Below are 26,940 nucleotides of genomic sequence, written 5' to 3'. Positions count from 1 at the left end.
TATTACCTTATTTTAAAGTTCGTATTAGCATCATCAACTTCTATGGTCTCGATGTCACGCCTAAGAACAATTGTGTTTCCTTTTAAAACGTCTTTCTTTTGATAAACCCTTGGAAGGCCAAGCAGAACGATTTTATCCTCTGCCATATACCCTTCAAGCCTCTCACTGAAAGCCTTTCTTTTAAAAGGAATTTGTCCCTTAGGAGAAACAGTTTCCTCAATGACCACATCGTCATAAAGTGCATAATACTTGAGTTTTTTATTGTAGTTATCTAGATAGATTTCGCCATTTCGGGCACTTGCAAGTAGTTGAGATTTCTGAAATTTTACATTTCCACTCATGTTGGCATTGCGATTGCTCTTATCAACAACAATTGAGTCAGCAAAAAACTTAACTGAGTCCTCATAGGCCCTCACTCTCTGCACTCTTCCCTCAACATTTCCATCGTAGGTTCCAACCTCAGATACAAGGTTGTAGCTTAGCTCGTCTGCATTAACTGCAACTTCATAAGCAGAGTCAAAGTCTTTTGAAATTGACTGGGCCTTACCACGAAAATTTACGATTTGAGAATTGTCCGAGTAATTCATGCTTTCAGACTTGATGCTCATATTGCGATTTCTAAGAACCACCTTCCCTCTTAGCGAAAGGTATTTTTCTTTTGCATTTAAAACACCAGTGTAAGCATCGTAGTACATTGGATCAGCTTGGTGGTCATTAATAAGGACACCATTCGGCTCTGTAAGGATGAGCACGTCTGTTGTTAAGTTTTGTGAAACCTCTGCGGCCTCTAAATGGTAGCGCGCATCTTTGTCTGTCATCTTAAAATACTTCACATTCTTAAAATACGAGTAGATATCTTGGTTCAAAAGATCCGTCATCGACTGGTCGAATTCATTTTCTTCGTAACGACTAAAGAGACCAAAAAATGTAGATGAGACGATGCCAATGAGAAATAACCAAATTGACAGATGTTGTCCAACGCTTAGCAAAAAGAGCTTCCTTCAGTTTATGTAAATAATCAGCTATTTACGTCCTTCTATTTTACGACAAATAAGTGCGTCATGCCAATTGTAAGTATTGAAGTCTTTTCCATCGGTGGCGCATTTGGTAGAGTTAATCGCTCAAGAATACACAACACTTAAGGGAATCAATAACATGACTTTAGAGATTGAAAAAATCGTTGCCGAAGGCGTTAAGCTTACACCAATGATGACCCAATATCACGAGATAAAAGTTCAGTATCGTCACCACATGCTGATGTTTCGCATGGGCGACTTTTACGAAGTTTTCTTTGAAGATGCCATTAATGCTTCAAAGATTTTAAATATTGCCCTCACTCACAGAGGAAAGCTTGGTGATCACAAAATCCCAATGGCCGGAATTCCACACCATGCTGCTGCAACTTATATCGATCGCTTCTCAAGTGAAGGCCTCAAAGTTGCTATCTGTGAACAAGTTGAAAATCCTAAAGAAGCAAAAGGAATCGTAAAGAGAGCGGTAACTCAAGTTGTCTCTCCAGGAATGCCATACGATCTTGATAAGACCGATTCAAAAGAAGACCAATTCATTATCGCGTGTAATGAAGTAAACGGCCATTTTGAAATCGTTGCCATTGATTTCACAACAGGATTTTTCAAAGGCTTCATTCTTGATAGCTTTGAAGACTTCATTGAAAAGATTCGTGTTCTTCACCCTAAAGAGTTCATTACTTACTTAGGCCAGTGGGACAAGTATGAAAGTGTTGCAACTCTTAATGAGCACAATGGAACACTTGTAACTCACCTTTCTGAAGAGTATTTTGATGAGAAGTATTCAAGTGTTTATCTTGAAAAGCTAATTCCAACTTATAAGCGTGATCAACTCTTAAAAGAGAATGAAACAGTTCTTAGTCCAATTGGTGCGCTTTCATATTATATTTGTTCAACTCAAAATCACGAAGAGTTCACTCACCTTCATGCTTTCAGTCTCTCTGATCGCACAGGTGCGATGAAAGTTACAATCCCAACTCTTACTGGACTTGAAATTCTTCCAAAGTCACGTGAGACATATAAAGATTCACTTCTTGGTTTCATGGACAAGACAAAGACATCAATGGGTTCTCGAAAACTTAAAACAGTTTTTACGAGTCCATTAACAGATAAGAAAGAGATCACAAATCGTCTTGATACAATTGAATTCTTTTTAAAGAATGATGATCTTTTACAAGACACTCGTGAAGCACTTAATAATGTTCGTGACCTTGAAAGAATTCTAGCAAAGGCCGCAACAAATCGTGCTAATGCAGGAGACCTTCTTAATATTGCAAGTGCCGTTGATGTTTTTGAAGAGTTAGTAAACTCTCTTCATAAACTTCCAACAAATGTATTCACAGACCTAGAAGAAAACGCAAAGAAAGAGCTCTTCTCTCTACGTGATGAAATTAAGAAAACAATTAATGACGAAATCGGTGCCAACCTTGATAAAGGAAACTTAATCAAAGAAGGTGCAAATGAAACTCGTGACCATCTTGCTAAGATGTCACAAAATACGGCACAGGCCCTAGTTGAACTGGAAAATCGCTACCGCGAAGAAACGGGGATTCAAAAGCTTCGTATTAAATCAAATAACGTAGCTGGCTACTTTATTGAAGTTTCAAAAACTCATACTGATAAGGTTCCTGAAAACTTTATCCGCAGACAAACTCTTGTAAACTCTGAAAGATACGCGACAGAAGAGCTAACTCAATTTGAAAAAGAAGTTGTTGTTGCTCGTGAAAAGCTTGAAAAACTGGAAAGAGAAATCTTTAAAAGTCTTATCAAGCAAATCACAAATCTTAGCCTGGCCATTCAAACACTGGCCAATATCTTATCGGCAACAGATACTCTACAGTCTCTAGCTTGGATTGCTCGTAACGAAGAGTTCTCAAGACCTACAATTTCAGATAAGTCTCGTGACATGGATATTCGAGGTGCATGGCACCCACTAATTAAAGCGGCCATTAAGGATCAGTTTATTCCACACGACTTAAAACTTAATGATGAAACATACTTTGGTCTTATCACAGGTCCCAACATGGCCGGTAAGACAACAGTTATGCGCGAGATTGCCATTATCCAACTTTTAACTCAGATTGGTTCATACGTTCCTGCGGATAATGCTAAAGTTAGCATTTGCGACTTCCTCTTTAGTCGTCTTGGTGCAAGTGATGATATCTTAAAAGGTCAATCGACTTTCATGGTTGAGATGGCCGAGACAGCAGAGATCTTAAGACACGCGACTGATAAGTCTCTTATCATTCTTGATGAGGTTGGACGTGGGACATCAACTTATGATGGCCTTTCAATCGCATGGGCACTCGTTGAGCACTTCATTGAAAATACAAAAGCACTTTGTCTCTTTGCAACTCACTACCATGAGTTAATTGATTTAGCGGATCGCTACCCTCAAGCAAAGAACCTGACGGTAGAAACACAGAACCATAGAGGTAATGTTAAATTCCTATACCGTCTTGTTGAGCAAGCGGCATCACAATCATTTGGTATCTACGTTGCCAAACTTGCAGGACTTCCTCCAACAGTTCTTAAGCGTTCACAATCAATTCTTAAGAGCATGGAAAAGGAATCAAGTGTGTCTCAAGCGTTACTTGATAGTGACCATAGTGAACAATTAGATTTCTTCAGTGTACAAACACCAGCAGAAATACCTGAGTACTTAAAACAAGTTGAAGATCACTTATCAAAAGTTGATATCAACAACTTAACTCCGATTCAGGCGCTAAATAAGCTCAATGAATTAGTTGACCAAATTACTTTAAACTAGAAATAATTTCCAAGGGCGCTTTCTTAAGCGCCTTTTTTTTACTCTCCTGCGTTCATACCGATAAATACTGTATGAGCACGAATAATAAGCTATCTGAAATTTACGATTACTATAAAAAGAGCAAAGCAGCTAAGAAGGTTCGACAAGACCGACTTAGAAAGAGATTCTATGCTTTCATTCTAGATATCTACATCGTCGTTTTCGCAAATAAGGCCCTAACTTTTATTTGGCTATCATTTGTAAATAATTTCATTTCAAATATTTCAACTTCACCAAAAGTTTCATCGATGGCCTTCCAAAGCCAAACGACGCAGCTATCACTTGCAATCATGTTCTTTAGCTACTTCTTCTTTTCTTACTATCTAGGAAATGGACAGACCCTAGGGAAAGCATTTTTCAAGTTAAAGGTTGTGAAGTCACACGATGTAACAGAGCCTCTAAGTGCTCTTGATTGCTTTGGCCGCTCTATTGGTTATGTTTTCGCTAACCTACTTTTCTTTCTACCACTTGTGATCAATTTCTTAAGACACGATCAGAAGGGTGTTCAAGACTTCATTTCACAAACTCATGTGATCAGCACAGAAGAGTTCGCTTATGCACTTGCTGAAATCCAAGCTGAAAGTGAGCCTGTCGAAGAAGTCGAACAAATCAGCCTATTCGGTTAGGGGCGTGCCCCTAAAGATCTAAAGATCAAGGTTGGCGAAGATTTCGCTGGCACGGCCCACAACTCGTGACTTTAGCTTTTCGTCACAGCTTGCAGGCTTACTTGAACGACTCCCCTCATTCTCTTTTTGATATGGCTTCATGACCGTTTTATTTGCGACCTTAGACTTGTTATAACCTTCACTACTTCCATTAAAGAGATCTCGCTGAGAACTATCATTTGAGTCCCATGGTCTTTTCACACAGGCCTTATGCTCACCTTTTTGGGTACGACGAGAACGCTCCTCTTTATGATCGAGAATAATCTCAAGCAAAGATTCATCAGAGTTTTCAATACGATTTTTAATCTTATTCTTTGTCGTTTTAATAAAAGTTTTTTCTAAACTAAGGGCCATAATATTCTATTTTATCTGCCCCTATGATTTCGTGCAACAAAGAACTTACTGGTCTCCGTAAAGGCTATTAATACTGGCCTTTAGCTTTTCCATACTCTTGGTTCTTAAAATTACTTCATCACTATTTAAGAGAACTTCAACTTCACGATCAACAGTCTTCCCACCTTTTCTCACAATATTATCAAGAACAGAAATACTACAACCATTTCTCCCCTCATTATAATTGTGTTTAACATTTGAGTTTTCTGTGCGCTCAGACATTTGAAGATTTCGATTGGTCTGTCTTTCAAGAATATATGCAATAGAAGCAGCATCACATAACTTCGCTAAATCAAGGCGAGAAACATCTTTGTAGCAATCATCCTGTACAAGCCCAAGAGAGATAAGCTCCTCTTTAGCAAAATTAGCAAGAAGCCCTTCTCTATGGGCAACTTCGAGATAATCCCTTGGATACATTCCATCTGCACAAACCGTATCAATACTTCCGCCTAGGGCCTGGTAATGAAGAAGGCTATTCATATTATTAAAAATGGTAGAACTTTTGAGCTCTTCCATCATCGCCTGCTGCTCATAAGAGCCAAACATATTACCTGAACTGGCGATTGCTGGATATGTCGAACTTATCGTTTCTTTCATATGATCAGTGTTGAGATAAACCCCTTTAGCAAATTCACATGCCAAATTATCTCCTAACCCATTTCGATAAGACTCTGCCACATCAATATGCTTTGATATTAAATCAGAAATTGGTGATGGCTTCCCTCCAAGTGATCTTGATAGAATCTCTTGTCTAATTAATTGCATGACCTTTGTATCATCAAGTCCCCCAGATTCGAGAGAAAGCTTTAATAATTTATAATAGTCGTCTGAAAGGTTCCCATTGTCATCCATACCGACATAACGAGGATATTGATTTGCTGCCTTTGCTAGCTTGGCCCCTTTGTAATTTTTTTTAAGATAACTAATTAGCCCATTCACATCACCTTCATAAGTAATGTAGGCTTTTGCTAACTCTAGGTCTTTATATGACTCATCATCAACAATATAGCCAGAAGCTTGGCTCGATCGAATTAGACGTTCGATAGCGGGATTAACTTTATAGAAACCAGTATTTGTTTCTACGTTATATTCATAATATGGAGCTGTGGAATTACTTATAATTTCAGTGACAATTTTCTCACGCTCACTACGACTTAACTCATTCTTTGGATCAACACTTGCAAAATAACTTTCTAAGTCCACTGTATCATTAGCCGGCTGAGATATATGATGCTGTAATTGATTTTTTGCAAATGCTGATGCAATCGCTTTTTCATCCGGCATCTCCAAATTAACACCATAATTCGTAAAGCTGCCCCCCATGCCTATTCCCATACCAGGATAGCCACCTCCAGAAGAGCTCATATTCTGATTCTGTTCTTGAACCATGACACATTCAATACATGCATCCATCTCGGCAATGTCTTCGAACTTGTCATCAATGGCAAAAGTAAAAAGAGAACAAAGTGATAATGTGGCGATTTTTAGTGCTTTCATGCTCTCCTATTCGGAAAGAGCAATTAGTACGCTTAAATAATTAATGAACTAAATAAAATTAGGAAGAAACTGTCAGAGCTAAGATAGCATCACAATTAAGGCCAAGCTAATAAAGGCCACAATATTGAGAATAACGCCAAAGCTAATCATACGGTTCATCGGAACGAGACCTGTTCCATAGACAATTGCATTTGGTGGTGTGGCAACTGGTAACATAAAGGCCATATTACAACTAAAGGCCACAACGAAGGCGGCAGTAATACTTGAGAAATTTGCTTGAGTTGCTGCTGCAATCAGAATTGGGACCAGAACATTGGCCGCGGCCGTATTGCTCACAAGCTCAGTAAGTAATATTGAAATTCCAACAACAAGAACAAGAAGAGCTGCAAAGCTCCAGTTACTAAAAATACTGATCAGGTTATTTGCCACAAAATCAGCAATTCCTGTTTTAAAAAGTGTCGTTCCTAGAGAGAGACCAGAAGCGAAGAGTAAAAGTGTTCCCCAATCAATCGTCTTAATATCGTCTTGATCCAATAATTTTGTACGACTATAAATTGGTGCCATAAAGAGTGTACAAGCAGCAATGATTGCAACCATTCCAGCTGTTAAATACTTTTGTACATAAATTGAAACGATATGCCCCTTACCTAATATGAGAGAGCATAAACTTGGAGCAAACCAAAAGAAAATCGTAATCGCAAAAATAACCATTAAGCGAATTTCGTTATTTGTAATTTTATTATTCTTTCCTAAGCTCATCATGAGATCATTCTTATCAACTTTCTTAATATCTTCAGTAATTTTTCTCTTTGCATAGAAGAATAAAATAATTGAAAAGAAGATTGTCAGGGGAAACCCAAACTTACACCAATCCCAAAAAGTTAAAACTTGATCTGTATGCTGCTCAAGTAGTCCCATTGTAATAAGGTTTGGAGGTGAACCAATTGGAGTGGCCATTCCACCAACCGATGCGGCATAAGCAACAATTAATAGAAAATACTGCTTTGTTGTTTCTTCTTTCACTTTAAAAGACTTAAGTAGCCCAAAACCGATTGGTAACATCATTGCAGTTGTAGCGGAGTTTGAAACCCACATCGAAAATAGACAAGTGACACCAATAACGACGGCCAGTGTGCGATTGAAGTCCCCGTCGATGAAGCGAGAGTTTAGAATCGTCACTGATAACTTTCGATCAAGGCCAAGCTTCTCCATGGCACGCGCTAAAAGAAAGCCTCCCATGAAGAGAAAAATGATCTGTGAACTGAAGCTACTAAAAGCTTCTTCAAAAGTAACCACACCAAAGAGAACAGTAAGTGCTACTCCCATCATGCCAGAGATAAAAAGTGGAGTACTTGAAAGGAGCCACTGAATAACCACGTAAGAGAATATCGCTAAAAACGTTTTAGCATTACTGTCGAGATTTAAATTCGAAGTATAGACAAAAAAGAAAGCGATGATGCCAAGAAATTGAAAGATTACTGACATTGTCGAGCTATGTTTCCACTCATGTAAGAATTCACGGTATAAGCTTTTAAACATAGATCAATATTCCAAAAAAAAGGCCCTCCTAACAAGAGGGCCTTCTGCAATTATTTTAAGAAACCAAAGTGTAATTCGTCAGTCTGCTCTTTTGCAGGTACTGATGGTGCATTCGACATCATATCACTTGCTGTCGTTGTTTTTGGGAAAGCGATAACGTCACGGATATTATCAGTTCCGGCCTTAACCATAGTGATACGGTCTAGACCTAGAGCAATCCCTCCGTGTGGAGGAGTTCCGTACTTAAGTGCATTTACGAAGAATCCAAATTGACTAGAAACTTCTTCTTCACTCATTCCAAGAACTTCAAACATTCTCTCTTGAACTGCACCGTTGTGAATTCTAATTGATCCACCACCTAGCTCGTATCCGTTACAAACAAGGTCGTAAGCTTGAGCAGGTAGGTCACGAAGAGTTTTATTATTTACATTAACTTCTTCATTCATGAATTTATCCATTTCACTGATCTTAGGAGAAGTGAATGGGTGGTGTTTTGCATAGAATCTTTCTTCATCTGTTTCAAAACATGGGAAGTCATTTACCCATAGGAATGCATAACCATCTTTAATAAGACCAAGTTCGCGTCCTAGGTGACGACGAAGAGCATCTGCACTATCGTGCACAATTCCCTCTTGGTCAGCGAAGAATAGCCATGTTCCGTTTGCAGCATCACCATCTAAGTCTGAAAGATTAGAAAGTGAAGCAAGAACATCATCAGTGATGAATTTTGAAATACCACCAGATGCTTTCCCCTCTTCAACTTTAAAGAAGGCCACACCTTTTCCACCATGTGGCTTAACCACATCAACAAATCCATCAAGGATCTTACGTGAGAAAGTTCCCATTGAAGCTGGTACGAACATCGTCTTAACCATGCCACCACTTTCAATAGCTGATTTGAAAACACCAAATTCAGTATCTTTGAAAAGCTCTGAAACAATATGTTGTTTTAGGCCAAAGCGAACATCTGGCTTATCTGAACCATAATCTCTCATGGCATCGTTATAGTGCATAACTGGAATTTCAAAGTCAGCACCAAGCTCAAAAATATTTCTCATAAGATCTGTTGCAAGGTTTTTCATATACTCTTCAGTAGCGAATGAAACCTCAATATCGATCTGAGTAAATTCTGGCTGACGATCAGCTCTTAAGTCCTCGTCACGGAAACACTTACAGATTTGGAAGTACTTATCAGTTCCACCAATCATAAGTAGCTGCTTAAGAGTTTGTGGCGACTGTGGAAGTGCGTAAACGTGACCTGGATGAACACGAGATGGAACAACATAGTCACGAGCACCTTCTGGTGTCGACTTATAAAGAATTGGCGTCTCAACTTCGATGAAGTCATTTGCGCTCATTGTATTTCTTACGTCTAGAGTGATTTTAGAGCGAAGCTTTAGAATATCTTGAAGCTTCTTTGTTCTAAGATCTAGGTAACGATACTTAAGTTTATTATCTTCTGTTGCTTCAGTAGCACCATATGGAAGAAATGGAATATTATTAATATCACACTCAGATAGAACTTCTAGCTCAGTTACATGAATTTCAACTTCACCAGTTGCCATATTCTTATTAAGTGCTTCTTCTGGACGTCCAGCAACAGTACCTACAACTTTGATTACTGATTCAAGATGGCATTTTTTAAGAAGATCAGCGTCGCCCTTGAAATTTGTGAAGTTAAGTTGAGTTACACCAAACTTATCTCGTAAATCGATAAAAGTTAGACCTCCAAGGTCACGGTTCTTATTTACCCAACCGCATAGTGTTACAACATTACCGATGTGCTCGGCCCTTAATTCTCCTAAATTGTGAGTTCTCATCAAACCCTTAATCTGTGACATGCTAATCCTCTTGATATATAGTTTTTTGGTATGAAATTTATAACAAATTCTTCACATATTCTCAGTACATTTTTTGTATTTCTATTCATAACGCTAGGCATACACACTCATGCTCAATTCATAAATCCAAAGTGGGCCGAGAAAATCATGATCACGCCAAAAATGAATGAGGTTAAAGTCTCTTGGGCGGTATCAGAAGAAGAAAAACAACAGGGCCTAAGTGGACTCAAGGCCAATAAAATGAAACAGAATGAAGGGCTCGTCTTTGTCTATCCGAAAGAGATGCCCCTAAAGTTTTGGATGCCTGATACTCACTTTGATCTCGATATTATTTTTTTAGATAAAAACTTTAAAGTAGTAGCGATTGAAACACTACCCCACTATCCAAGTCGCAATGAACCACAAAAGATTCCAACGACAAAGGTTTATCAGGGTCAATTTGTATTAGAACTGCATGCCGGAATGGCAAAGAAGTATGGAATTACCAAGGGCTCCCAACTTAAATGGAAGAAAGCCCTCGATCAGAAGTTTCAGAAGTCTCTGGGAATAAAATAAGATACTCATCACGAGCGATATACCCAAGGTGATCACGCACAAGCTTCTTCTTGTAGCGGTGATTATTTCTGATTAGATCCAGCTCTTTCATTAGGCCATCATTCTCTGCTTTAAGTAAAGTTACTTCATGGTAGGCCTGATCAAGTGTCGACTTCTTATCAAAGTACTCAATGACTCCACCCTGAGAAAAAACTAAACGCCCAAGTAGAAATAAGCAAAATCCCCAGCAAAGCTTCACACCCCAGTGTGTAAGCTCACCTTTCTTTTTAGACTTTGACTTTACTTTTCTCTTTGCGCTAACAGCTGTCTTTGCTTTAGCAATTGCTTTTGCAGGTGTTTGATCTGCATAATTAACAGTTGCCGGTGCAGTCGCCTTCTTTCTTAGAGGCGAAGACATTTCAATATTATCAGCTTGAGTAATTGGTTTTCTTGTTGGAGTCCCACTTGCAGAAGCAGAAGGAGTCGGAGTTGGTCTTGGCGCAGCTGCCGGCTTTGGAGCGGCACTTGCCTCTCGTTGAGCGCGTTGAGCACGAAGTTTTGCTAAAACAGAAGAGCCCGATTCACTAGATTCTCCCTCATCACGTGATGGAGCAGACATCGGTCTTGGTCTTGGACGAGCAGTTGCTGATGCACCAGGAGTTGGAGGTGGAGTTCCCATCGGTCTAGAAGTACTTCTAGAGGCCATCTTTGCACGATTTCTCTCAATCGCCTTTTGCATTGCTGCACTTCTTGAATTTTGCTCTGAACTACTATTAGTCTTCGATGCAGACCCTGACGCAGAAGGTCCACGATTTCTTCCTAGTGAAAACTGCAAACTTACATCCTGTTTTTTGCGAAGCATTCCTCATGAATACTTTTTTTCCCAATATCAATATTTTAATGCGTTTCAAAATTTCGCACAAGTAGTTTTCTCACGGAAAACTTATCGTGACAAAACGCACAAAGGCATTTCGGCCGTTTTAATGACGACTAAGACAGAAGATTCTGAGTTGTTGAATAATCGAAATTTGTATTTAAAGCTTCGACATGAAGCCAAAACTTTCTGATTGTTGCCAACTCAATTAGATATAATTTTAAAGTATCGTCTAGTCCCTTAAGAATTTGAGCATCGTTATCAAGCTCTCCTTCTTCAAAAACAAGTGACAATTCTTCAAAAACTCGGTGAAAGCGATCTTTTGGTTTTATAATAAAATGCTTTTCGGAGATGCTGAATTCTAAAAGATTCATCTTCTCTTCAATGGCCTTTTCCAGACGTGTAAATAGGATACTTGCAATACAAACATCACCAATTGGTCCTAATTTCAGTCTTTCTCCACTGCCCTCAAGCTTATGGCTTTTGAAGTTAATTCTAATCGCATCATCACTTCTTTGATACCACCAGCTAAAGCCAGGGTCAGAGATATTGCAAATGAGGTCTTCCTCTAAAGGAAAGCGCTTATTAAAAATTTGATCGTAAATAACTTGAGCAAGATCTAGGTTTGATATTTCATAGTAAAGAGTTGCGGCCACTTCACTCTCATCGATTCTAAGTGACTTTAGCGTTGTCAGATCACCAGAATTGGCCAACTCGAATGTTTCGCTAATATTATCCGAGATTACACCGCGAATAGAGAATGTTGAGCTACTCTTAACGATATTGTAAACGAAGCCAGAAGTTTGTGGATATTTTGCAATCGACTCTGATTCAGACTCTAAACTATCTGAGCCAAAAAGAAATTCATTTCGAAAATCTTCATCGGCCAAAAAAGTATCTTGTGTATTTAGGTTAAAAGTCTCTTGTGTAAGAAAATCAAACTCGTTGTGCACCAACCCCTCCATAGGCAATACATATGATTATAGTTTAATAACTTTTGATACGTATTGGCAAGAATTTGAAATTACAAAGAAACTAAAAAACTGCGACAAAAATCTTTAAAAATAAAATGACAATCATTGGAGAGATATCAAATGGAATATCCATTTCAGGTAACATGCGACGAACTGGCCCGCATGTGTAGTCTGAGAGTTGCTTAATTCTGATACAAATTGGATGTGACTTATATTGAGGAATATAAGAAATAATCACATCAATGATGAGAATAAAAATATAAATATCAATTAATGTTCGAATCAAAATAGAACCCCTTTGAACTGCTCAATAGGATATATAAGAAGCGAAAAAAGTTCAAGCGATGGTAAGGAAATAAAAGTGATACTATTTCACGATAGTGGCCGGAAGTACCTTCCCTAGCTTATTACAAGCGATTTCATATTTATTCTGACAAGATAGCTCAAGATACTTTTGCGCCTTTGCATGCTCCCCGTCATCCTGATAAATATCAGATAATAAGAAACAGGCCGGGGCATTATTCTCTTGTTCACAGACATATAAATAGAGGTCGCGTTTAAAGAAAACGTAGATGATGGCCATAACAAAGAACACAGAACCCATAAAGGCCCAATTCTTTTTGTAGCTTCTTCTAGAATGTATTACTTCTTGTTGCTCGCTCATTCAAATAAACTCATTTGTGAACCCATGACAATATCGTCAAAGGAGATACCCATAAATTTTAGCACATCAGTTGCCACTGGAGACAGTTGTTTGTCAATATAGTGCTGATAATCGATATCTTTTGGCGCAAAGTCCAGTGGAACTGGCCCATGCATTGTTATTAAGTAGTCGATTTTCCTGATATTCTTATCAGGCTCCTTTTCTTGTAACAACCTTGCGGCCTTCACATGAGGAGGGTTAGACTTTGTGTACTCACTAATATCTTTAGATAACCTCTTTGAATAAATCAATTCTTTATCAAATAGGCCATTTTTAAGATCATTTACATAATTCTTAATATATTCGTTTAAAGATTCTGCATTAAAAAAGCGCTTGTAGATTTCGTATTGAAAGCTCTTTGCGGCCTTAGTCCAATCAGAACGAACAAATTCCATGCCCGAAAAATATAATTCACCATTATCAAAAATTCCGGCATAGCGCTTCTTTGCCCCCATTTCAGAACTTCGTGATTCAGGAATAAAAAGCTTCTTAAAACATTTTTCATATTCCATCTCAAGGTGTGACTCGAGATCATAATCTCTTTCAATTAATTCTGTTAAATGAGTTGTTATTTTACGTGCTAGATCTGTACCCGCCTTATCCTTTTGAGAAGTCTCTAAGAATTTTAGCTTGATAAAGACAGAGTCAGTGTCACCATAAACAACTTCATAACCAAGTGAGCGGGCATAATTCATGGACTCATTTAAAAGCCACTGACCTGTTGAAGTTATCGAGGTTGCAAGGTCCGCATGATAGAAGCGACAGCCACCAGAGCCCATCACTCCGTAAAATGAATTCATTAGAATTTTTACGGCCTGTGATAAGTTCTTATCTTGTCTCGTTTTTGCAATTTCACGTTGCTTTAAAAGAAAGTCGATTTGTTCCGGAAGAATATGCTCCGTCTTAGAAAAGGCAACACCGTTTTTAAGAACTGTTGAATTCACATCACCTTTTAAACGAGAAAGAGGATCTATTTTAAAAGTTTTAATAATCGTTGGGTAGAGAGACTTAAAATCTAGAACCACAACGTTTTCATGTAACCCTTTAGTTCCCTCAATAACGAGCCCACCAAGAGATGCACTTTCTTTATCGATATCTAAAGTATTTCCAGCAATAAACCCTTTACGGTGAAGACGCGGTAAATAGATATGATCAAAGGCGCGTGTTGAGCCAGAGAGACGATCAATTAACATCCCACTAAGTTGTACGCGGCGATAAAGGTGATCAATAATTTCTAGCTTCTTATAAATATCAAGAACGAGAGTACAGTCGAGAATATTATATTTTGCAAGAGCATGCTTCTCTTCTAAAAAGCGTCTTGTGATCTCTTCAACCTTATCCATCCCTGTTTCAGTAATATCTTTATTCGCACCAAGGACAGCAGTAGCGACAGTATCGAGTTTAAAATTTTCAAATTGATAAAAAGCCGCCCTTAAAGTTGGTGGCCCATCGATGACTTGGCGACCAGCAATTGTTGAAAACCAACCGGCCCCCTTTCTTTCTCTCAAACGAACTTGAGAGCCATCGCGCCCAAGATTAAATTTAATACCAAATTGTTGGCACTTTCGTTCTAAGAATTTTAAGTCAAAACCAATAACGTGCCAGCCGACGATAAAGTCTGGATCATAATTAGGGAAATCGTTAATGAATGAAATCATTAATTCTTTTTCACTACGATAGAAAGTTGTTAACTCATCATTTGAGTACTGGCCACTTTCATCAACCATATAAACTTTTTTAATATCGCGATCACCTATTTGATGGATTGCAATGGAGTAGAGATCATTTCCCATACTCGTTTCAATATCTAAGGACATAATATTAAAATTAGGCGTTGGTTTTTGGGCGGACTCATGAATTCCCAAGGCCTTCATTTGTGGGTTATGAAAAACACGCATCTTGCCCATCACTTGAGCTTGCCCTTGAATAAGAACTTCACCATTAATGAATCTCTCCATCAAGAATCGTTCATTTGGCCTAACATCACTTTCATAGGTACGGATTCCATTTTTATGAAAGTGCTCTCTTGTATCCATGAGATCTTTATGACGATTAAAATAAATACCATCTAAGCTTCTGCCATTGAAAGCTTTTAGGTTTAACTTCTTTCTCTCACCTTGAAAGCTAAGATTTAAGTTAGCATCACTTTCAATAAAAAAGAGAGGACGCTCGTTTGAAATAATCACTTTAACAACATCTTCTGGCGTTTTAATCCAAAAGATAAGTTCCATATGATTGGCCTGATCAACAACTTGATCGTGAATGATAAAACCCTGTGTGCTTATGATATTCGTCATGGACAGAGCGTAGCTTATTTAGAGCAATTTGTTAAAGAGGATTTAGCCTTTTTTAGTATTTTCTTAAGTTTAGACATTGGCAAAAGCCCCGATATGCAGGGCATGACAATAACAATCGTATTCACAGTATTCAATTTAGTTTTTTTAGTGGATTTCTTTTCGGAAAAGGATGACAAGGGCAAGAAGTATCGCTTACTGAGCTATATGTTCTTTGGTGTCTTGGCACTCTTATCCATTCAAGTTTTCCAAAACCCTGTAATGACCGTGGTATTTACAGCACTTTCACTACTGTCCTTAGGATTCGCTCTATTAAATGAGTTCTTAAATCCCCCTAAGAATTCAAAAGAAAGAGTCTACAATGGCCTAGTGAATATGCTCTTACCAGTTGCGATTTACTTTATTGCCCTAAGATGGTTTCCCTCAGCTGGAAACTTCGTGGCAGCAGAAGGAGGACAGGATATTAATCGCAATATCTTCATTATCCAAACTCTTCTGGTTCTGGGTGTAGCTTTCAAGTATTCCCCTACCCTCATCTTTACCAAAAAAGCTACCAAAGAACTTAATGAAGATATCAAAACTATCAAGTTATAGTCCCTTCTGGGACTAGATCATGTGGCCATGATTACCCGATCTATGCTAGTGTGTAGGTACTTAAACGGAGATAATTATGGCCACTTTTAAATCAACAAAACACTTCTATGGTTTCCCATGTACACACCGTCAATGGAAAGCAGATTCACACTGTCGCTTCGTTCACGGATACTCTCGCTCATTTCATTTTGAATTTGAATGTTCTGAATTAACAAAAGAAATGTGGGTTATGGACTTCGGTGATCTTAAAGATGTAAAGGCCTGGCTTGATGATATGTTCGACCACACTTTTCTTGCATCACAAGATGATCCATTTATGGATGAATTTAAAAAACTTGATGAAGCAGGTGTCGTTCAACTTCGTGTTCTGCCAAATGCAGGAATGGAAGGAACGGCAGAATTCGTTTACGAAAAAATGTCTGAACTTATTAAGAAGAAAACTGACGGCCGTGTATGGATTTCTCGTCTTGAAGTAAAAGAGAACGAAAAGAACTCAGCAATTTATATTCCATAATTCTTATCGTGGGCCTGATATACTTAGCGATATTTAGGCCCATAACTTTCCCTAAGCAAATAATTCCATTTACATCAAATAAACACTGAATAAATTAAGAAAATTTAAGTCAATTTCGATGAGTTAAAGACTTGAATAGTATTGTATTGAGTAATATAAATTTATCTTAATACTTGACCAAAAAGAAAGTCTAAAAAGGATGTCACATGAAAATAGCGCCACTAAACTCTTGGATTAAAATTGATGAAAAGCCTCTTGTTATCGCTGGACCGTGTTCAGCAGAAAGTGAAGAGCAAGTTTATCAGATTGCAAAAGAGCTAGTTGAAAATGGTAAAGTGGACGCCTTTCGTGCAGGTATCTGGAAGCCAAGAACTCGCCCAAATACATTTGAAGGTGTAGGACTAGTTGGCCTTCCTTGGATGGAACAAGTTAGAAAAGATTTTAATATTCCTATTACAACAGAAGTTGCTAATGCTTCTCACGTTGAATTAGCTCTTAAGCACAATGTTGATATTCTTTGGATTGGAGCACGTACGACGGTTTCACCTTTTGCTGTTCAAGAAATCGCTGAGGCCCTTAAAGGTGTCGACATTCCAGTTATGGTAAAGAATCCTATCAACCTTGACCTTGCGCTTTGGATGGGTGCTATTGAAAGATTTTCAAATGTTGGCCTAGATAAACTTGCTGCAATTCACAGAGGTTTTTCAAGTGCAGAAAAGACAAAATACAGAAATAAACCATACTGGGCCATTCCAATCGAACTTAAAAGATTAATGCCAGATCTTCCAATTATCTGTGACCCTTCACACATTGCCGGTAACAGAAATCTTATTGGAGAGGTTTGTCAGAAGGCCATGGATATGAATATGGACGGTGTGATGGTTGAAACTCATATCACTCCAGATAAAGCTTTAAGTGATGCCGCTCAACAGGTAACACCGAAGATGCTTCATGAAATTATCACTCACCTACAAGTTAGAGATGCCGTTGGACACAATGACGGATTTGAAGATGAGTTAAATAAACTTAGAAATAAAATCGATCAAATTGATAATGATATCCTTGAATTTATGCATATGCGTATGAATATCGTTAAGCAAATTGGAGCACTAAAGAGTGCAAATAACGTCACTCCTCTTCAAGTTGGAAGAATGGATACTCTAATGAATGATCGTATTGCTAAGGGAGAAAAGCTTTCACTAGATCGTCGATTTGTGGAAGAGCTTTACCATGCAATTCACACTGAGTCAGTTAGAGAACAAACTCGTATGATGAATGATTTTAAGAAAGAATCATAAAAAGTGATATAATAAAGTTATGAAAGTATCTGAAAGAGTGGAAGGAATTGCTCCGTCTGGTAGTATCCAGATTTCGGCACAAATTACAAACCTTAGAAGTCAAGGAAAGGATATCATCGGCCTAAATGTCGGTGAACCAGATTTCCTGCCCAAAGAAAGTATTCTAGAGGCCATCTATGAGGCCCTTAAGAAAGGGAAAACCAAATACTCTTCTGTAAGTGGTGAGCCAGAACTAAGGCAGGCCATTGCAAGCTACTTTAATCATCGTTGTAAAACTCAAATTGAACCTCAAAATATCCTCGTTGGAAATGGTTCAAAACAAATTATCTTCAACTCATTTCAGTCAATTCTAGATGAAGGTGATGAAGTTATCGTCCCTATTCCATACTGGGTAACAATTCCAGAAAGTATCAAGCTTGCTGGAGGAAAGTCTGTCTTTGTTAACTCACAAGAAGATTTTCACCTCGATCTTGATGCCATTAAGAATGCAATTACATCAAAGACAAAAGCAATCTATATCAACACACCAAATAATCCGTCTGGTGCAGTTTATACAAGAGAAGAACTAACAAAACTTGGTGAAATGGCCATTGCACACGATTTAATTATCGTTAGTGATGAAGCCTATGAATCTCTTACTTATGATTGTGAATTCGTCTCACCTCTTATGCTTGGTAAAGAAATTGCAGATCGCTCGATTTCGATTCAAAGTTTCTCAAAATCATTTTGTATGACAGGCTTTCGCGTCGGTTACATGATTGCCAAGGAAGAGTTCATTAAGAAAGTAGACAGCTTCCAAGGCCATCTATGTGGAAATATTCCACCATTTACACAATATGGTGCCATCAATGCCATTGAGCATAGTGATGAAATCATTGGCGATATGTTAGAAACAATGACTGAGCGTAAAAAACGTGCTTATGAGTTATTCTCACAAATCTTCAAAGTAACTCAACCTCAAGGGGCCTTCTACCTCTTTCTTGATATCAAACCATTTATTGAAAGAGGAATTGTAAATGACTCGGTTGAGATGGTGCAAAAGCTAATTGAAGAAGCTGGCGTTGCCCTTGTTCCTGGTAAATTCTTTGGACAAGATGATTATATCCGCCTGGCATTTACAGATTCAGTAGAACGAATTGAACAAGCTTACGAAAATATAAAAAAGGTTCTTTGTTAATGAAAGTTGGAATTATTGGGTTCGGACGTTTAGGAAAATTAATTTCAAAATACCTAGAAGAAGATTTTACAGTTGAAATTTATGATATAAACGAAAGTGTAAAAGCAGAAGTTGAGGCCATGGGGTGTCACTTCAAACCTCTTGAAGAAGTTTGTAAAAATCCAATCGTCATTCCTTTTGTTCCAATGAATAAATTTGAATCTGTTATTGAAGAGATCGCTCCACTACTATCTAAAGATGCTCTCGTTGTTGACGTCTGTTCCGTTAAGGAGATGCCAGTTGCTGCAATGAAGAAGCATCTGCCAGAAACAGTCAGCATTCTTGCCACTCACCCAATGTTTGGGCCAGACTCAGCAGGTGAAACATTATTTGGAACTAAAATAGCTGTTTGCCCTGTTCGCATCGAAGATAAATACTATCAAAAGATTTGTGCCTTTATGCGCTTTCATGGAATCAAGGTAATAGAGACAACAGCGGCCGAGCACGATAAACAGATCTCCCACTCTCTTCTACTCACTCACATGATTGGAAGAACGCTAATGGATATGGATGCGAAAAAACTTCCGATCGACACAAAAGGTTACCGTAGACTTTTAAAAATTTTAAAGACTGTCGAAAATGACTCATGGGAATTATTCGCAGATATGAATGAGCATAATCAATATGCTAAACAAACTCGTGAAGACTTCCTAGAATCGTTTAATAAAGTTATCAAAAGGCTTGAAGATTGAATAAAGGAATGAAGGTAGCATTTCAAGGCACCAAAGGTTCTTACTCAGAAGAAGCACTCTATAAATATTTTGGCAAGGAAGTTGAGGCCGTGGGCATTGCCCTAAGTGAAGACGTATGTAGCGCCCTTGAAAATGAGGAAGTCGCTTGTGCCATCTTACCTATCGAAAATAGCATCGTCGGAAACGTCGATATCAATATGGATTTAATTTTTAAACATGACTTCTTTGCCATTGGCGAACTCTACCTAGAAATTAACCATTGCCTTATGGCCAATCAGGGTGTTGATGTAGCGGATATCAAGGCCGTCTACTCACACCCGATTGCCTTGGCCCAATGTCATGGCTTCTTTAAGAAAGAAAGCCTAAAACCAGTTGCCGAGTTTGATACTGCGGGCTCTGCCAAAATCATCTCTGAATCAAAATCTGAAAATGAAGCCTGCGTTGGTTCACGCCTTTGCGCTGACTACTACGGCCTCAATATCATTCAGGAAAAGATTCAAGATGAAGCAGACAACTTCACTCGCTTCCTTATTTTCGTTAAAGAAAAGAATATCCCAACGGGAATTGGAAAAGAGAAAACAAGTATCGCCTTCACAACAAAGCACCATCCTGGAGCACTTCTAGGCTGCCTACAAGTTTTCGCTGACTACAGCATCAACTTAACGAAGCTTGAGTCACGCCCAATCCCTCATCAACCATTTAAGTATATCTTCTACGTTGATTTCATGGGTGCCCTTCACAATGACAAGGTTCAAGAATGCCTTAAAGAGTTAAAGCGCGACGCCAATGACATTAAGATCCTTGGAAGTTATCCTGCTGGACAATTCTAAGTGCCATGCACCTTTGGTTACGCATTTGCGAAACCAAAGGTGCATGGCACCCGATTAAGCCTTTACCTTTCTGATAGCGATAAAAGAGATGTCATCGTACTTAAGCCAAGCCTCTTCGTTTTGAATCTTGCAAAACTCAGCGAGGTTTTCAAATGACTTATCAAAGATCCCCTGTCCAATAAGTTCAGTAAGGGAGTCGTGAGGAATATTATCAAAAAGCCCATCACTTCCAATAAGGATCGTGTGACCTTTTTTGATACTGGCCCCAGAGGTTGATTCAATTTTTATAACGTCGTCACCCATGAGGTTATTGACATAATTTCTTTCAGGGTGAGCAAGAGATTCTTCCTGACCTAGGACTCCTGCCTTAACCATATGGCCAACTCCAGAGTGTGGAGTAGAAGTATAGATTTCATTCCCATGGGCATTCCAGTAGAGAATTTCAGAATCACCAACATGGTAGAAGCGAACCATATCATCTTTAATCTGGGCAAAGGCAAGAGTTGATCTTGCACCGGCCTTAAGATCTGATACGTTCTGATTTGCGGTTTCAATGAGTTCCAAACAATTGCTACCGTCTTTATAATTTGCAATGGCCTCAACGATTGCAACAGCAGCATCGCGCCCGCGCGGATGACCACCGGCCCCGTCAGAAACTCCAACAACAAAAGACTTCTCCTCTCCGCTAATAAAGAGAGCATCTTCGTTATTATCGCCTGATTCTTTTAACTTATGTTTGGCAATGAAGTAGCCAATGCGATAATCACCAAAGTCAAAAATATCGTGTTCAAATTCCGCTACGTCGGAAACAATTTTTTTAAACGGCATCTGACCAATCCATGGTTTCTAGGTGGTAACGAAGCATACTGATATTTTTAAATCGTTTAAGAATGATCCCACGCTTAAGTCCACAAATGATGTACTTAATGGAAGGAGATAATTTCTTATAATGCTTCTGTCCTCCTAGGATATCATAGAAAATTCTGATGATTTTAATAATATCTTCGTCGCGATTATCTTTTTTCGAGTCACCCCAGTGGTGAAGGTCAATAATCTTCAAATCAAACTCTAATCCAAAGCGGCGAATGATAATATTTTCGGTATGAAGGTCTCCGTGATACTCACCTTCAAGGTGAATAGACTCGACCCCTACGACTATTGAATAAAGTAGATGAATAGCAGAGAAGATTTCAAGGCGCTTACCTTTTTGCTTTTGGATAAACTCTCCAAGCATCTCCCCTTCAATAAACTCAGAAGTTAGACATGCTACTTTTTGACCTTTTAAAGTTACCAATTCATGAGAGATACAATCCATCACAATTGGACTATGACTGAGCTTTTCAAGTTTAAGAGCATATCTTGTGCTCACTTTAAATTTCTTATTTCTTTGTGGGAAATAAATCTTAATGGCCCTTTCAATATTGGTGTGTTTCTCCCTTACGCGGTAAACCTCACCCTCATAGCCAGAACCTAGTTTTTCAAGAACCACATAGCGATTTGCAATTGTTCTTCCTGGAGAAATATCAAACTCTTCAATCTCAACAATATCGCTTGCCTTAGTCAATGTGGCCTCCGTGGTGTGTTTGAATCATATCGGCTTGGGCCTGCATTTGCTCAAGCATAATCTTCTTTACTTCACGTCTTATTAAAATAATTTCTAGAACCAAAAAGACCGCAAAAACAATATAGAATCCAATGGACTTAAAAAAGGCCCAACGAGAAGTTGTTTCATAGATGGCCAAGTAACCCATAAAAATACCATTGAATAGTAGGAAGTAGGCCAAGTGGTACTCAATCTTTGTCATTATCTCTTCTGGCACATTGGCCTTCTTTTCCATATCTTCCATCATCGTAAGCATAAGACTTTTGCCTTGCTTGAGATTGAAGATAAGAAATCCACTTAAGAAGAGCCCCGTAAAGAATGGCTGTAACTTAAACCAAACTCCATCATGGCCGATCAAGGAGATTGGTCCAAGAATTAGAATAATGATAAAATTTAATTTAGAGATTGAATGAATGTGCTTAAAGAATACCTTCTCAAAAATGATTTCTAAAATCGCCAGCGAAAGACCGCCAATGATGGCAATCTCCACTGTCTGTGTTTCTTCAAGATACCAGTACAGGAGTGCTGGAAGAAACGATATTAGAAATAAGTTATTCTTTTTCATCTCATGTCGGATTATGCAGCATTTCTTCTTTTCTGGCAAAACTCCTCGAATTCTTCTTTAATACAACTCGGTTCAAGAATTTCAATTTGGTCGCGCATTGAATATAGCCAGTCAAATAAATAAAGAGACTTTTCGACAGATGCAGCCCAAATGATTTCACCATATTGATTCGTTGTTGAGTATGGATGACCTAGAAAGATTAAATTACTAATTGGCGTTAATTCAAAACCATAGTTTAACTTTAAAACTAAACGCTGATCGCTGCCATCAATATGCCTTAGCGCATTGATATACTCTTCAATTTCAAATCTTGAATACATTGAAGCGTAGTCAAAATCTTGAAATTCAATATCATCGACTTCGTTCATATCAATTGTGATTAGCTTCTTTGTTACCACGTCTTCACTAATGACTTTATAAAGATTTTGAGAAAGTACCACTCGCCAAGGGCGAACCTTCTTCTTAGAGTGATCTAAGAATGTAAACTCACAGACTCGTCCATCTTTACAGGCGGCCTGAATATCCTTAATAAGTTCTCGGTGTGATGTATTCTCAAGTAAGATATCACCGTAGTCCCTACGCCATGATAGTGGCATTAATAAGAACTCATCATCTTTGGGACGAAGGTCAATCGATAGTCCGTAGAAGTGAGACTTCTCATAGAACATATAGAATTCATCGCGATTAATATGATTTTTTCTTAGGAATGAAACCAAACTTATTGGCTTTCTAATTTCTTCTAAATTAAATAAAATATTCCAAAAATTTTGATCTTCCATAGACGAAAATGACGTCATTACAGCTCCTTAAATAACCTACTATATTTATCGGATATGGCCATCATTTCCTTTAGTGATTTTTATATAATTTAGTGCGATAATATTGCTATGGTATTGAAATCACTACTTAGGAATCCAGTACTAGGGTTCGGAATATTAATATTTATTATCTTTATCTTTCAATTAAGAGAGAATGGCGCCTTCCAAAAGCGTGCAGATCGCATGTTAGCGACATCATGTCGTTCAGTAAAAGTGCGTCTTGATAAGTATATGCACCCTTCTTGGAAGATTGAGTGTAATAAAAATAACCTAGAAGTGACAATTCCTGTGGATGAAAAGATCGTACCAGAGGGAACGGACAAAGAGATTCTTCGTCGTGAGATGTATAAGGCACTGGCCAATTCTTATATCTCAATTTCTCGTTATGCTATGGAAGAAAGTCTTGAGCGAACGATGATGGTTGTTGTGAAACTTGTTCACCCAAAGATGATTCTCTCATCTCTTTCTGAAGGAAAGTATGTAGTGAAGCTAAAGACACTTAAGAATAAGAATAACCTAGCTCGCCACATCCATCAGACTATCCAAGTCCAAGAGGTCGCAGAATAAATCTGCCGTCTCGGCCTTAAAACAAGTCGTGTGTCCATTTACATCTAAGCAGTATTGAAAGGCGTGGAGATAAAGTCGCTGGTCTTCTTTCTCGTTATAGTCTTCATTATAAAGAGGGTCTCCTATAATTGGAAAACCTGCATGTGAAAGTTGAACACGTATTTGATGGCGATGGCCTTCATTTAAAGTAACCTTAACTAAAGATAGATTCTTCTTGTCCTGATAGAAAATGGGCTCAACTCTTAAAGTCGCTTCAACTCCAATCTCATTGACGATCATCTTCTCACCTTTGATGCCACTTGAAACAAGGCGATCAGTTAAATCCATCCCCTCTTCAACCTTTCCTTTAACAATAGCAAGATAGGTTTTCTCCTTAGCGATTTGAGAAAAAGAATTTCTAAGATTTTCGTGAATAAGCTCATCTTTGATATAGATAAGAACACCACTTGTTAATTGATCGAGGCGATAAAGAAGGCCTTTCTCATAATCAGAGCGAGAGTTTCCAAGGCTTGGGAGATTAAAGTGAGAGCGCATGAAATTTAGAACAGTATCAGTTTCACTATACTCCATTGGGTGGCCGTGAATCCCCTGAGGCTTATTTAAGACGATAAAAATATCGTCCTCATGAATTACTTCAATGGCCTTGCCAGTATAGATAGGATTGACGTGAAAGCGATTTAAAAGATCTCGAGGTAGGTATAACTCACTCTTTGGAGCGAGATGAGACTGCAGTGCAACCTTTGAAATATAAGAGGTCTTAATTGCTTTGTTAGAAAAATGGAGCTCCCCTTTAAGGAACTCCTTTAAACTATCTTTTTTAGTGAGATTACAAAAATTCTTATTGTGCTTCAACTTTGTGGCCATTATCTTCAAGATCACGTTTTCTAATCATAAATTCAACTTTACGATTTTCGTTATCAATCTCCATTTGAGATCGTCCCGGAAGGTCAGTTAAACGAGTATCACCATAGAATACCGTTGAAATTCTTTCTGGATTAATCCCTCTTCTAATAAGAGATTTAGTGGCCGCAGTGGCACGGGCGGATGATAACTCAAGAGCATCACTCTTTCCATCATTAGATACCTCACCGCGAGCGGCATAGCCCATAACAAAGACTTTCCAATTACGTTTTTTAAGAAGGTCAATCATTCGCTGGTATGATGAAACAGCTATCTTCGTTGATTCAATTTCAACTGAACCACGCTTAAAGTAAATTTTGTCCTTAACACGAACGACAATCCCCTCGGCCTGCTCATAAACTGTTACGTTCTCACTTAAGTTAAACTCTTTTAAGTCATGACGCATATTTTTAAGAACTTCTTCTGAACCACGGTTGATTTCGTGCTTATCAAGAATCCCTTCCATTGTTAAAAACTCAATTGGAAAAGGTTTGATTGGTGTTTGAGATTCCATCATCGTTGGAAAGTTATCAGGAGACTTACCCTTTTGAATAACTTCACCCTGTTGAAGAACGTTACCACCAAAGGCATTGCGAATTGAACCAAGGGCCGCTTCATATTTGGCCGTCTCAGTCTTTGCAAAAGAAAGAAGTAGTACGAAGAATGTAAGTAGAAGCGTTACAAGGTCAGAGAACGTCGCCATCCAACCGGGAAGGCCCGGGACACACTCAGGACACTTCGCGTTTCCACCGTCATCAACTACTGCAGCACTATCATCTGCCATTTCTTACTCCTTGATTACCCTTAGTATTTATTCCTCAAATACTCTTTTTAAATTTGTTTAAAACTTATTCTTATTCCTCACCTTCATCCGAAGCAGATCTTTCACTTGGTGGAAGGAATGAATTAAGTTTTTCAATAATCATACGTGGGTTCTCACCTGCTACAATTCCAAGTGTTCCCGCAACAACGATACTCATAGACATAAGCTCCATTTGAGATCGATATGAAATTTTATTCTTAACAGGCCCTGCAAAAACGTTGGCAATAATCGCACCATAGAACGTTGTTAGAAGGGCAACGGCCATGGCAGGACCAATCGCTGAAGGATCTGAAAGGTTCTGAAGCATCTGTACCAGACCAATCAGGGTCCCGATCATTCCCATCGCTGGGCCATCGGCTGCAACACCATCAAAAACATCAGCACCAGTTTTATGGCGTGACTCCATTGAATCAATATCCATTTGTAGAATTGAAGCAATAACTTCAGGAGGTCTGTTATCTGCTGCAAGAGTCATTGCCTTCTTCATAAACGGGTCATCAATTTCTGCTTTCTCTAATGCAAAAACTGACTCTCGTCTGGCAAGTTCTGCTAGCTCTTTAATCTTGTTAATTTTGTCTTTTGGATCAACTGGTGTGAAGAAGATTGATTTCATTGCAATTGCAACAAGACCTTTTACGACTTCCATTGGCCAACGATAAAGTGTTACTCCGATAAGACCTAGACCAACAACGAGTACAGAAGGCACATCAATGAAAATTGAGATCGCCCCTCCTGACATAATGGAACCCATGATTCCACCTACTGCTAATACTAATCCTATGACTGATGCTATATCCATACAACATTCCTATGAAAATTTTCCTATTTCATTCTAAGTATCGGAAATGAGACGGACTACCTTAACAAAAATTTAGTAAGCACTTTAAATTGCATAGTTGTGGAAATTTCTACCGATTGAAGATGTTCAGCAAGGGGAAAATAAAAATGCCCCTCTTACTAAACCTAAGCTTAATAAGAAGGGCATTAAGGAGATTATTGAGAAACAAGTCCTATGTTTCCAAAAGATTAACTGACTATTTTACTTTAGAAGTATCGACACCATGCTCTTGAAAAGTTGTGTCGAGAAATTTAAGCATTTTTGATCTCAATTCATCCATTGAAACAGTATCATCAAGCATTAACTCTTTCTTAATGAAATCAGTTGGTACACCTGAGATTTCAACTAAATCATTTAATTGCACCATAACGTCCTTGTTGTGAGTATCTTTGTTCTGTGTTGTCTGTGTTGTGTTGTTTGTCATATCCATTGACTTCCCTCTCCTGCGACAAATTTTCAACGATCCATGTTGGAGCAATCCTTTGCTTCACTTTGTCACAAAAAAATCATATCTAGCGAGAGATTTGAATG

At 38.4% G+C, this 26,940-nt stretch carries 28 protein-coding genes; 10 read left to right on the top strand and 18 right to left on the bottom strand.

Going from position 1 to position 26,940, the window contains the following annotated elements; genetic code table 11:
• Window positions 1-2: 2 nt before the first annotated feature.
• Window positions 3-989 (bottom strand): LptA/OstA family protein, encoded by a 987-nt coding sequence (locus ABMA79_RS01245; protein WP_392857132.1) that lies wholly within the window; start codon window positions 987-989, stop codon window positions 3-5.
• A gap of 115 nt (window positions 990-1,104) precedes the next feature.
• Between ABMA79_RS01245 and mutS the strand changes: the two genes are divergently transcribed.
• Both mutS and ABMA79_RS01235 read left to right on the top strand, forming a co-directional pair.
• Complete coding sequence (mutS, locus tag ABMA79_RS01240; protein WP_393089573.1) at window positions 1,105-3,798, top strand: DNA mismatch repair protein MutS; 2,694 nt, start codon at window positions 1,105-1,107, stop codon at window positions 3,796-3,798.
• Between the two features lie 71 nt (window positions 3,799-3,869).
• Window positions 3,870-4,463 carry an RDD family protein gene (locus tag ABMA79_RS01235; RefSeq protein WP_392857135.1) on the top strand — a complete coding sequence of 198 codons (594 nt, stop codon included), beginning with the start codon at window positions 3,870-3,872 and terminating at the stop codon, window positions 4,461-4,463.
• Window positions 4,464-4,481: 18 nt separating this feature from the next.
• Here ABMA79_RS01235 and ABMA79_RS01230 read toward each other — a convergent pair whose 3' ends face one another.
• The 4 genes from ABMA79_RS01230 to aspS form a co-directional block, all read right to left on the bottom strand.
• On the bottom strand, window positions 4,482-4,856 hold the full coding sequence (locus tag ABMA79_RS01230) for a hypothetical protein (RefSeq protein WP_393089570.1): 375 nt from the start codon (window positions 4,854-4,856) through the stop codon (window positions 4,482-4,484).
• A 45-nt stretch (window positions 4,857-4,901) separates the two neighbouring features.
• Window positions 4,902-6,392, bottom strand: coding sequence for a hypothetical protein (locus tag ABMA79_RS01225; protein ID WP_393089567.1), 1,491 nt, complete (start codon window positions 6,390-6,392; stop codon window positions 4,902-4,904).
• Window positions 6,393-6,470: 78 nt separating this feature from the next.
• The gene (locus tag ABMA79_RS01220; RefSeq protein ID WP_393089564.1) at window positions 6,471-7,931 is read right to left on the bottom strand and encodes an SLC13 family permease; all 1,461 of its coding nucleotides are present in this window, start codon (window positions 7,929-7,931) and stop codon (window positions 6,471-6,473) included.
• Window positions 7,932-7,981: 50 nt separating this feature from the next.
• Window positions 7,982-9,772 carry an aspartate--tRNA ligase gene (gene aspS, locus ABMA79_RS01215; protein ID WP_393089561.1) on the bottom strand — a complete coding sequence of 597 codons (1,791 nt, stop codon included), beginning with the start codon at window positions 9,770-9,772 and terminating at the stop codon, window positions 7,982-7,984.
• A 30-nt stretch (window positions 9,773-9,802) separates the two neighbouring features.
• Between aspS and ABMA79_RS01210 the strand changes: the two genes are divergently transcribed.
• Window positions 9,803-10,327: a DUF192 domain-containing protein gene (locus tag ABMA79_RS01210; protein ID WP_393089557.1), complete on the top strand. Its 525-nt coding sequence runs from the start codon at window positions 9,803-9,805 to the stop codon at window positions 10,325-10,327.
• Here ABMA79_RS01210 and ABMA79_RS01205 read toward each other — a convergent pair.
• From ABMA79_RS01205 to ABMA79_RS01185, 5 genes are all read right to left on the bottom strand, one after another.
• Window positions 10,272-11,141 (bottom strand): septum formation initiator family protein, encoded by an 870-nt coding sequence (locus tag ABMA79_RS01205; RefSeq protein WP_393089554.1) that lies wholly within the window; start codon window positions 11,139-11,141, stop codon window positions 10,272-10,274. The two genes, ABMA79_RS01210 and ABMA79_RS01205, sit on opposite strands and share 56 nt — an antisense overlap.
• 155 nt (window positions 11,142-11,296) lie before the next feature.
• On the bottom strand, window positions 11,297-12,133 hold the full coding sequence (locus ABMA79_RS01200; RefSeq protein ID WP_393089551.1) for a hypothetical protein: 837 nt from the start codon (window positions 12,131-12,133) through the stop codon (window positions 11,297-11,299).
• A gap of 82 nt (window positions 12,134-12,215) precedes the next feature.
• Window positions 12,216-12,440, bottom strand: coding sequence for a YggT family protein (locus tag ABMA79_RS01195; RefSeq protein ID WP_392857147.1), 225 nt, complete (start codon window positions 12,438-12,440; stop codon window positions 12,216-12,218).
• Window positions 12,441-12,521: 81 nt separating this feature from the next.
• Window positions 12,522-12,818: a hypothetical protein gene (locus ABMA79_RS01190; protein ID WP_393089549.1), complete on the bottom strand. Its 297-nt coding sequence runs from the start codon at window positions 12,816-12,818 to the stop codon at window positions 12,522-12,524.
• Window positions 12,815-15,154 carry a DNA polymerase II gene (locus ABMA79_RS01185; protein ID WP_393089547.1) on the bottom strand — a complete coding sequence of 780 codons (2,340 nt, stop codon included), beginning with the start codon at window positions 15,152-15,154 and terminating at the stop codon, window positions 12,815-12,817. Before ABMA79_RS01185 ends, ABMA79_RS01190 begins: the two co-directional genes overlap by 4 nt.
• 102 nt (window positions 15,155-15,256) lie before the next feature.
• Here ABMA79_RS01185 and ABMA79_RS01180 point away from each other — a divergent pair, with 102 nt between their 5' ends.
• The 6 genes from ABMA79_RS01180 to pheA all read left to right on the top strand — a co-directional run bounded on the left by ABMA79_RS01180 (window position 15,257) and on the right by pheA (window position 20,295).
• Complete coding sequence (locus tag ABMA79_RS01180) at window positions 15,257-15,745, top strand: hypothetical protein (RefSeq protein WP_392857152.1); 489 nt, start codon at window positions 15,257-15,259, stop codon at window positions 15,743-15,745.
• Window positions 15,746-15,821: 76 nt separating this feature from the next.
• A complete protein-coding gene (locus ABMA79_RS01175) occupies window positions 15,822-16,259 on the top strand; it encodes a 6-carboxytetrahydropterin synthase (RefSeq protein WP_392857154.1) in 438 nt (145 codons plus the stop codon).
• 206 nt (window positions 16,260-16,465) lie between these two features.
• Complete coding sequence (locus ABMA79_RS01170) at window positions 16,466-17,557, top strand: chorismate mutase (protein ID WP_393061585.1); 1,092 nt, start codon at window positions 16,466-16,468, stop codon at window positions 17,555-17,557.
• A gap of 19 nt (window positions 17,558-17,576) precedes the next feature.
• Window positions 17,577-18,734, top strand: a complete 1,158-nt coding sequence (locus ABMA79_RS01165; RefSeq protein WP_392857158.1) for a pyridoxal phosphate-dependent aminotransferase — start codon at window positions 17,577-17,579, stop codon at window positions 18,732-18,734.
• On the top strand, window positions 18,734-19,465 hold the full coding sequence (locus ABMA79_RS01160; RefSeq protein ID WP_393089545.1) for a prephenate dehydrogenase/arogenate dehydrogenase family protein: 732 nt from the start codon (window positions 18,734-18,736) through the stop codon (window positions 19,463-19,465). The genes ABMA79_RS01165 and ABMA79_RS01160 overlap by 1 nt, the downstream gene beginning before the upstream one ends.
• 8 nt (window positions 19,466-19,473) lie before the next feature.
• Window positions 19,474-20,295: a prephenate dehydratase gene (pheA, locus tag ABMA79_RS01155; protein WP_392857161.1), complete on the top strand. Its 822-nt coding sequence runs from the start codon at window positions 19,474-19,476 to the stop codon at window positions 20,293-20,295.
• 54 nt (window positions 20,296-20,349) lie between these two features.
• Here the strand turns inward: pheA and ABMA79_RS01150 are convergent, their stop codons facing one another.
• The 4 genes from ABMA79_RS01150 to ABMA79_RS01135 are packed head-to-tail and all read right to left on the bottom strand — an operon-like array spanning window position 20,350 to window position 23,260.
• On the bottom strand, window positions 20,350-21,123 hold the full coding sequence (locus ABMA79_RS01150) for a PP2C family protein-serine/threonine phosphatase (protein WP_392857163.1): 774 nt from the start codon (window positions 21,121-21,123) through the stop codon (window positions 20,350-20,352).
• Entirely contained in the window at window positions 21,113-21,859 is a 747-nt protein-coding gene (locus tag ABMA79_RS01145; RefSeq protein WP_021266293.1) for a protein kinase, read from the bottom strand. The genes ABMA79_RS01150 and ABMA79_RS01145 overlap by 11 nt, the downstream gene beginning before the upstream one ends.
• Window positions 21,852-22,463: a septation protein IspZ gene (locus ABMA79_RS01140; protein ID WP_392857166.1), complete on the bottom strand. Its 612-nt coding sequence runs from the start codon at window positions 22,461-22,463 to the stop codon at window positions 21,852-21,854. The genes ABMA79_RS01145 and ABMA79_RS01140 overlap by 8 nt, the downstream gene beginning before the upstream one ends.
• 11 nt (window positions 22,464-22,474) lie before the next feature.
• Entirely contained in the window at window positions 22,475-23,260 is a 786-nt protein-coding gene (locus ABMA79_RS01135; protein WP_392857169.1) for a WYL domain-containing protein, read from the bottom strand.
• A 90-nt stretch (window positions 23,261-23,350) separates the two neighbouring features.
• Here ABMA79_RS01135 and ABMA79_RS01130 point away from each other — a divergent pair, with 90 nt between their 5' ends.
• Window positions 23,351-23,848 carry a hypothetical protein gene (locus ABMA79_RS01130; protein ID WP_392857171.1) on the top strand — a complete coding sequence of 166 codons (498 nt, stop codon included), beginning with the start codon at window positions 23,351-23,353 and terminating at the stop codon, window positions 23,846-23,848.
• Here ABMA79_RS01130 and ABMA79_RS01125 read toward each other — a convergent pair.
• The 4 genes from ABMA79_RS01125 to ABMA79_RS01110 all read right to left on the bottom strand — a co-directional run bounded on the left by ABMA79_RS01125 (window position 23,798) and on the right by ABMA79_RS01110 (window position 26,839).
• A complete protein-coding gene (locus ABMA79_RS01125) occupies window positions 23,798-24,712 on the bottom strand; it encodes a pseudouridine synthase (RefSeq protein WP_393089543.1) in 915 nt (304 codons plus the stop codon). The two genes, ABMA79_RS01130 and ABMA79_RS01125, sit on opposite strands and share 51 nt — an antisense overlap.
• Window positions 24,687-25,532, bottom strand: a complete 846-nt coding sequence (locus ABMA79_RS01120; protein WP_392857174.1) for a flagellar motor protein MotB — start codon at window positions 25,530-25,532, stop codon at window positions 24,687-24,689. The genes ABMA79_RS01125 and ABMA79_RS01120 overlap by 26 nt, the downstream gene beginning before the upstream one ends.
• 70 nt (window positions 25,533-25,602) lie before the next feature.
• A complete protein-coding gene (locus ABMA79_RS01115) occupies window positions 25,603-26,370 on the bottom strand; it encodes a motility protein A (RefSeq protein ID WP_103216391.1) in 768 nt (255 codons plus the stop codon).
• Window positions 26,371-26,605: 235 nt separating this feature from the next.
• Complete coding sequence (locus tag ABMA79_RS01110) at window positions 26,606-26,839, bottom strand: hypothetical protein (protein WP_392857177.1); 234 nt, start codon at window positions 26,837-26,839, stop codon at window positions 26,606-26,608.
• Between the last annotated feature and the right edge of the window lie 101 nt (window positions 26,840-26,940).

The sequence above is a fragment of the Halobacteriovorax sp. HFRX-2_2 genome (genome assembly GCF_043196705.1).
GTDB lineage: Bacteria > Bdellovibrionota > Bacteriovoracia > Bacteriovoracales > Bacteriovoracaceae > Halobacteriovorax_A.
This window is presented reverse-complemented; position numbering and strand designations above follow the sequence as displayed.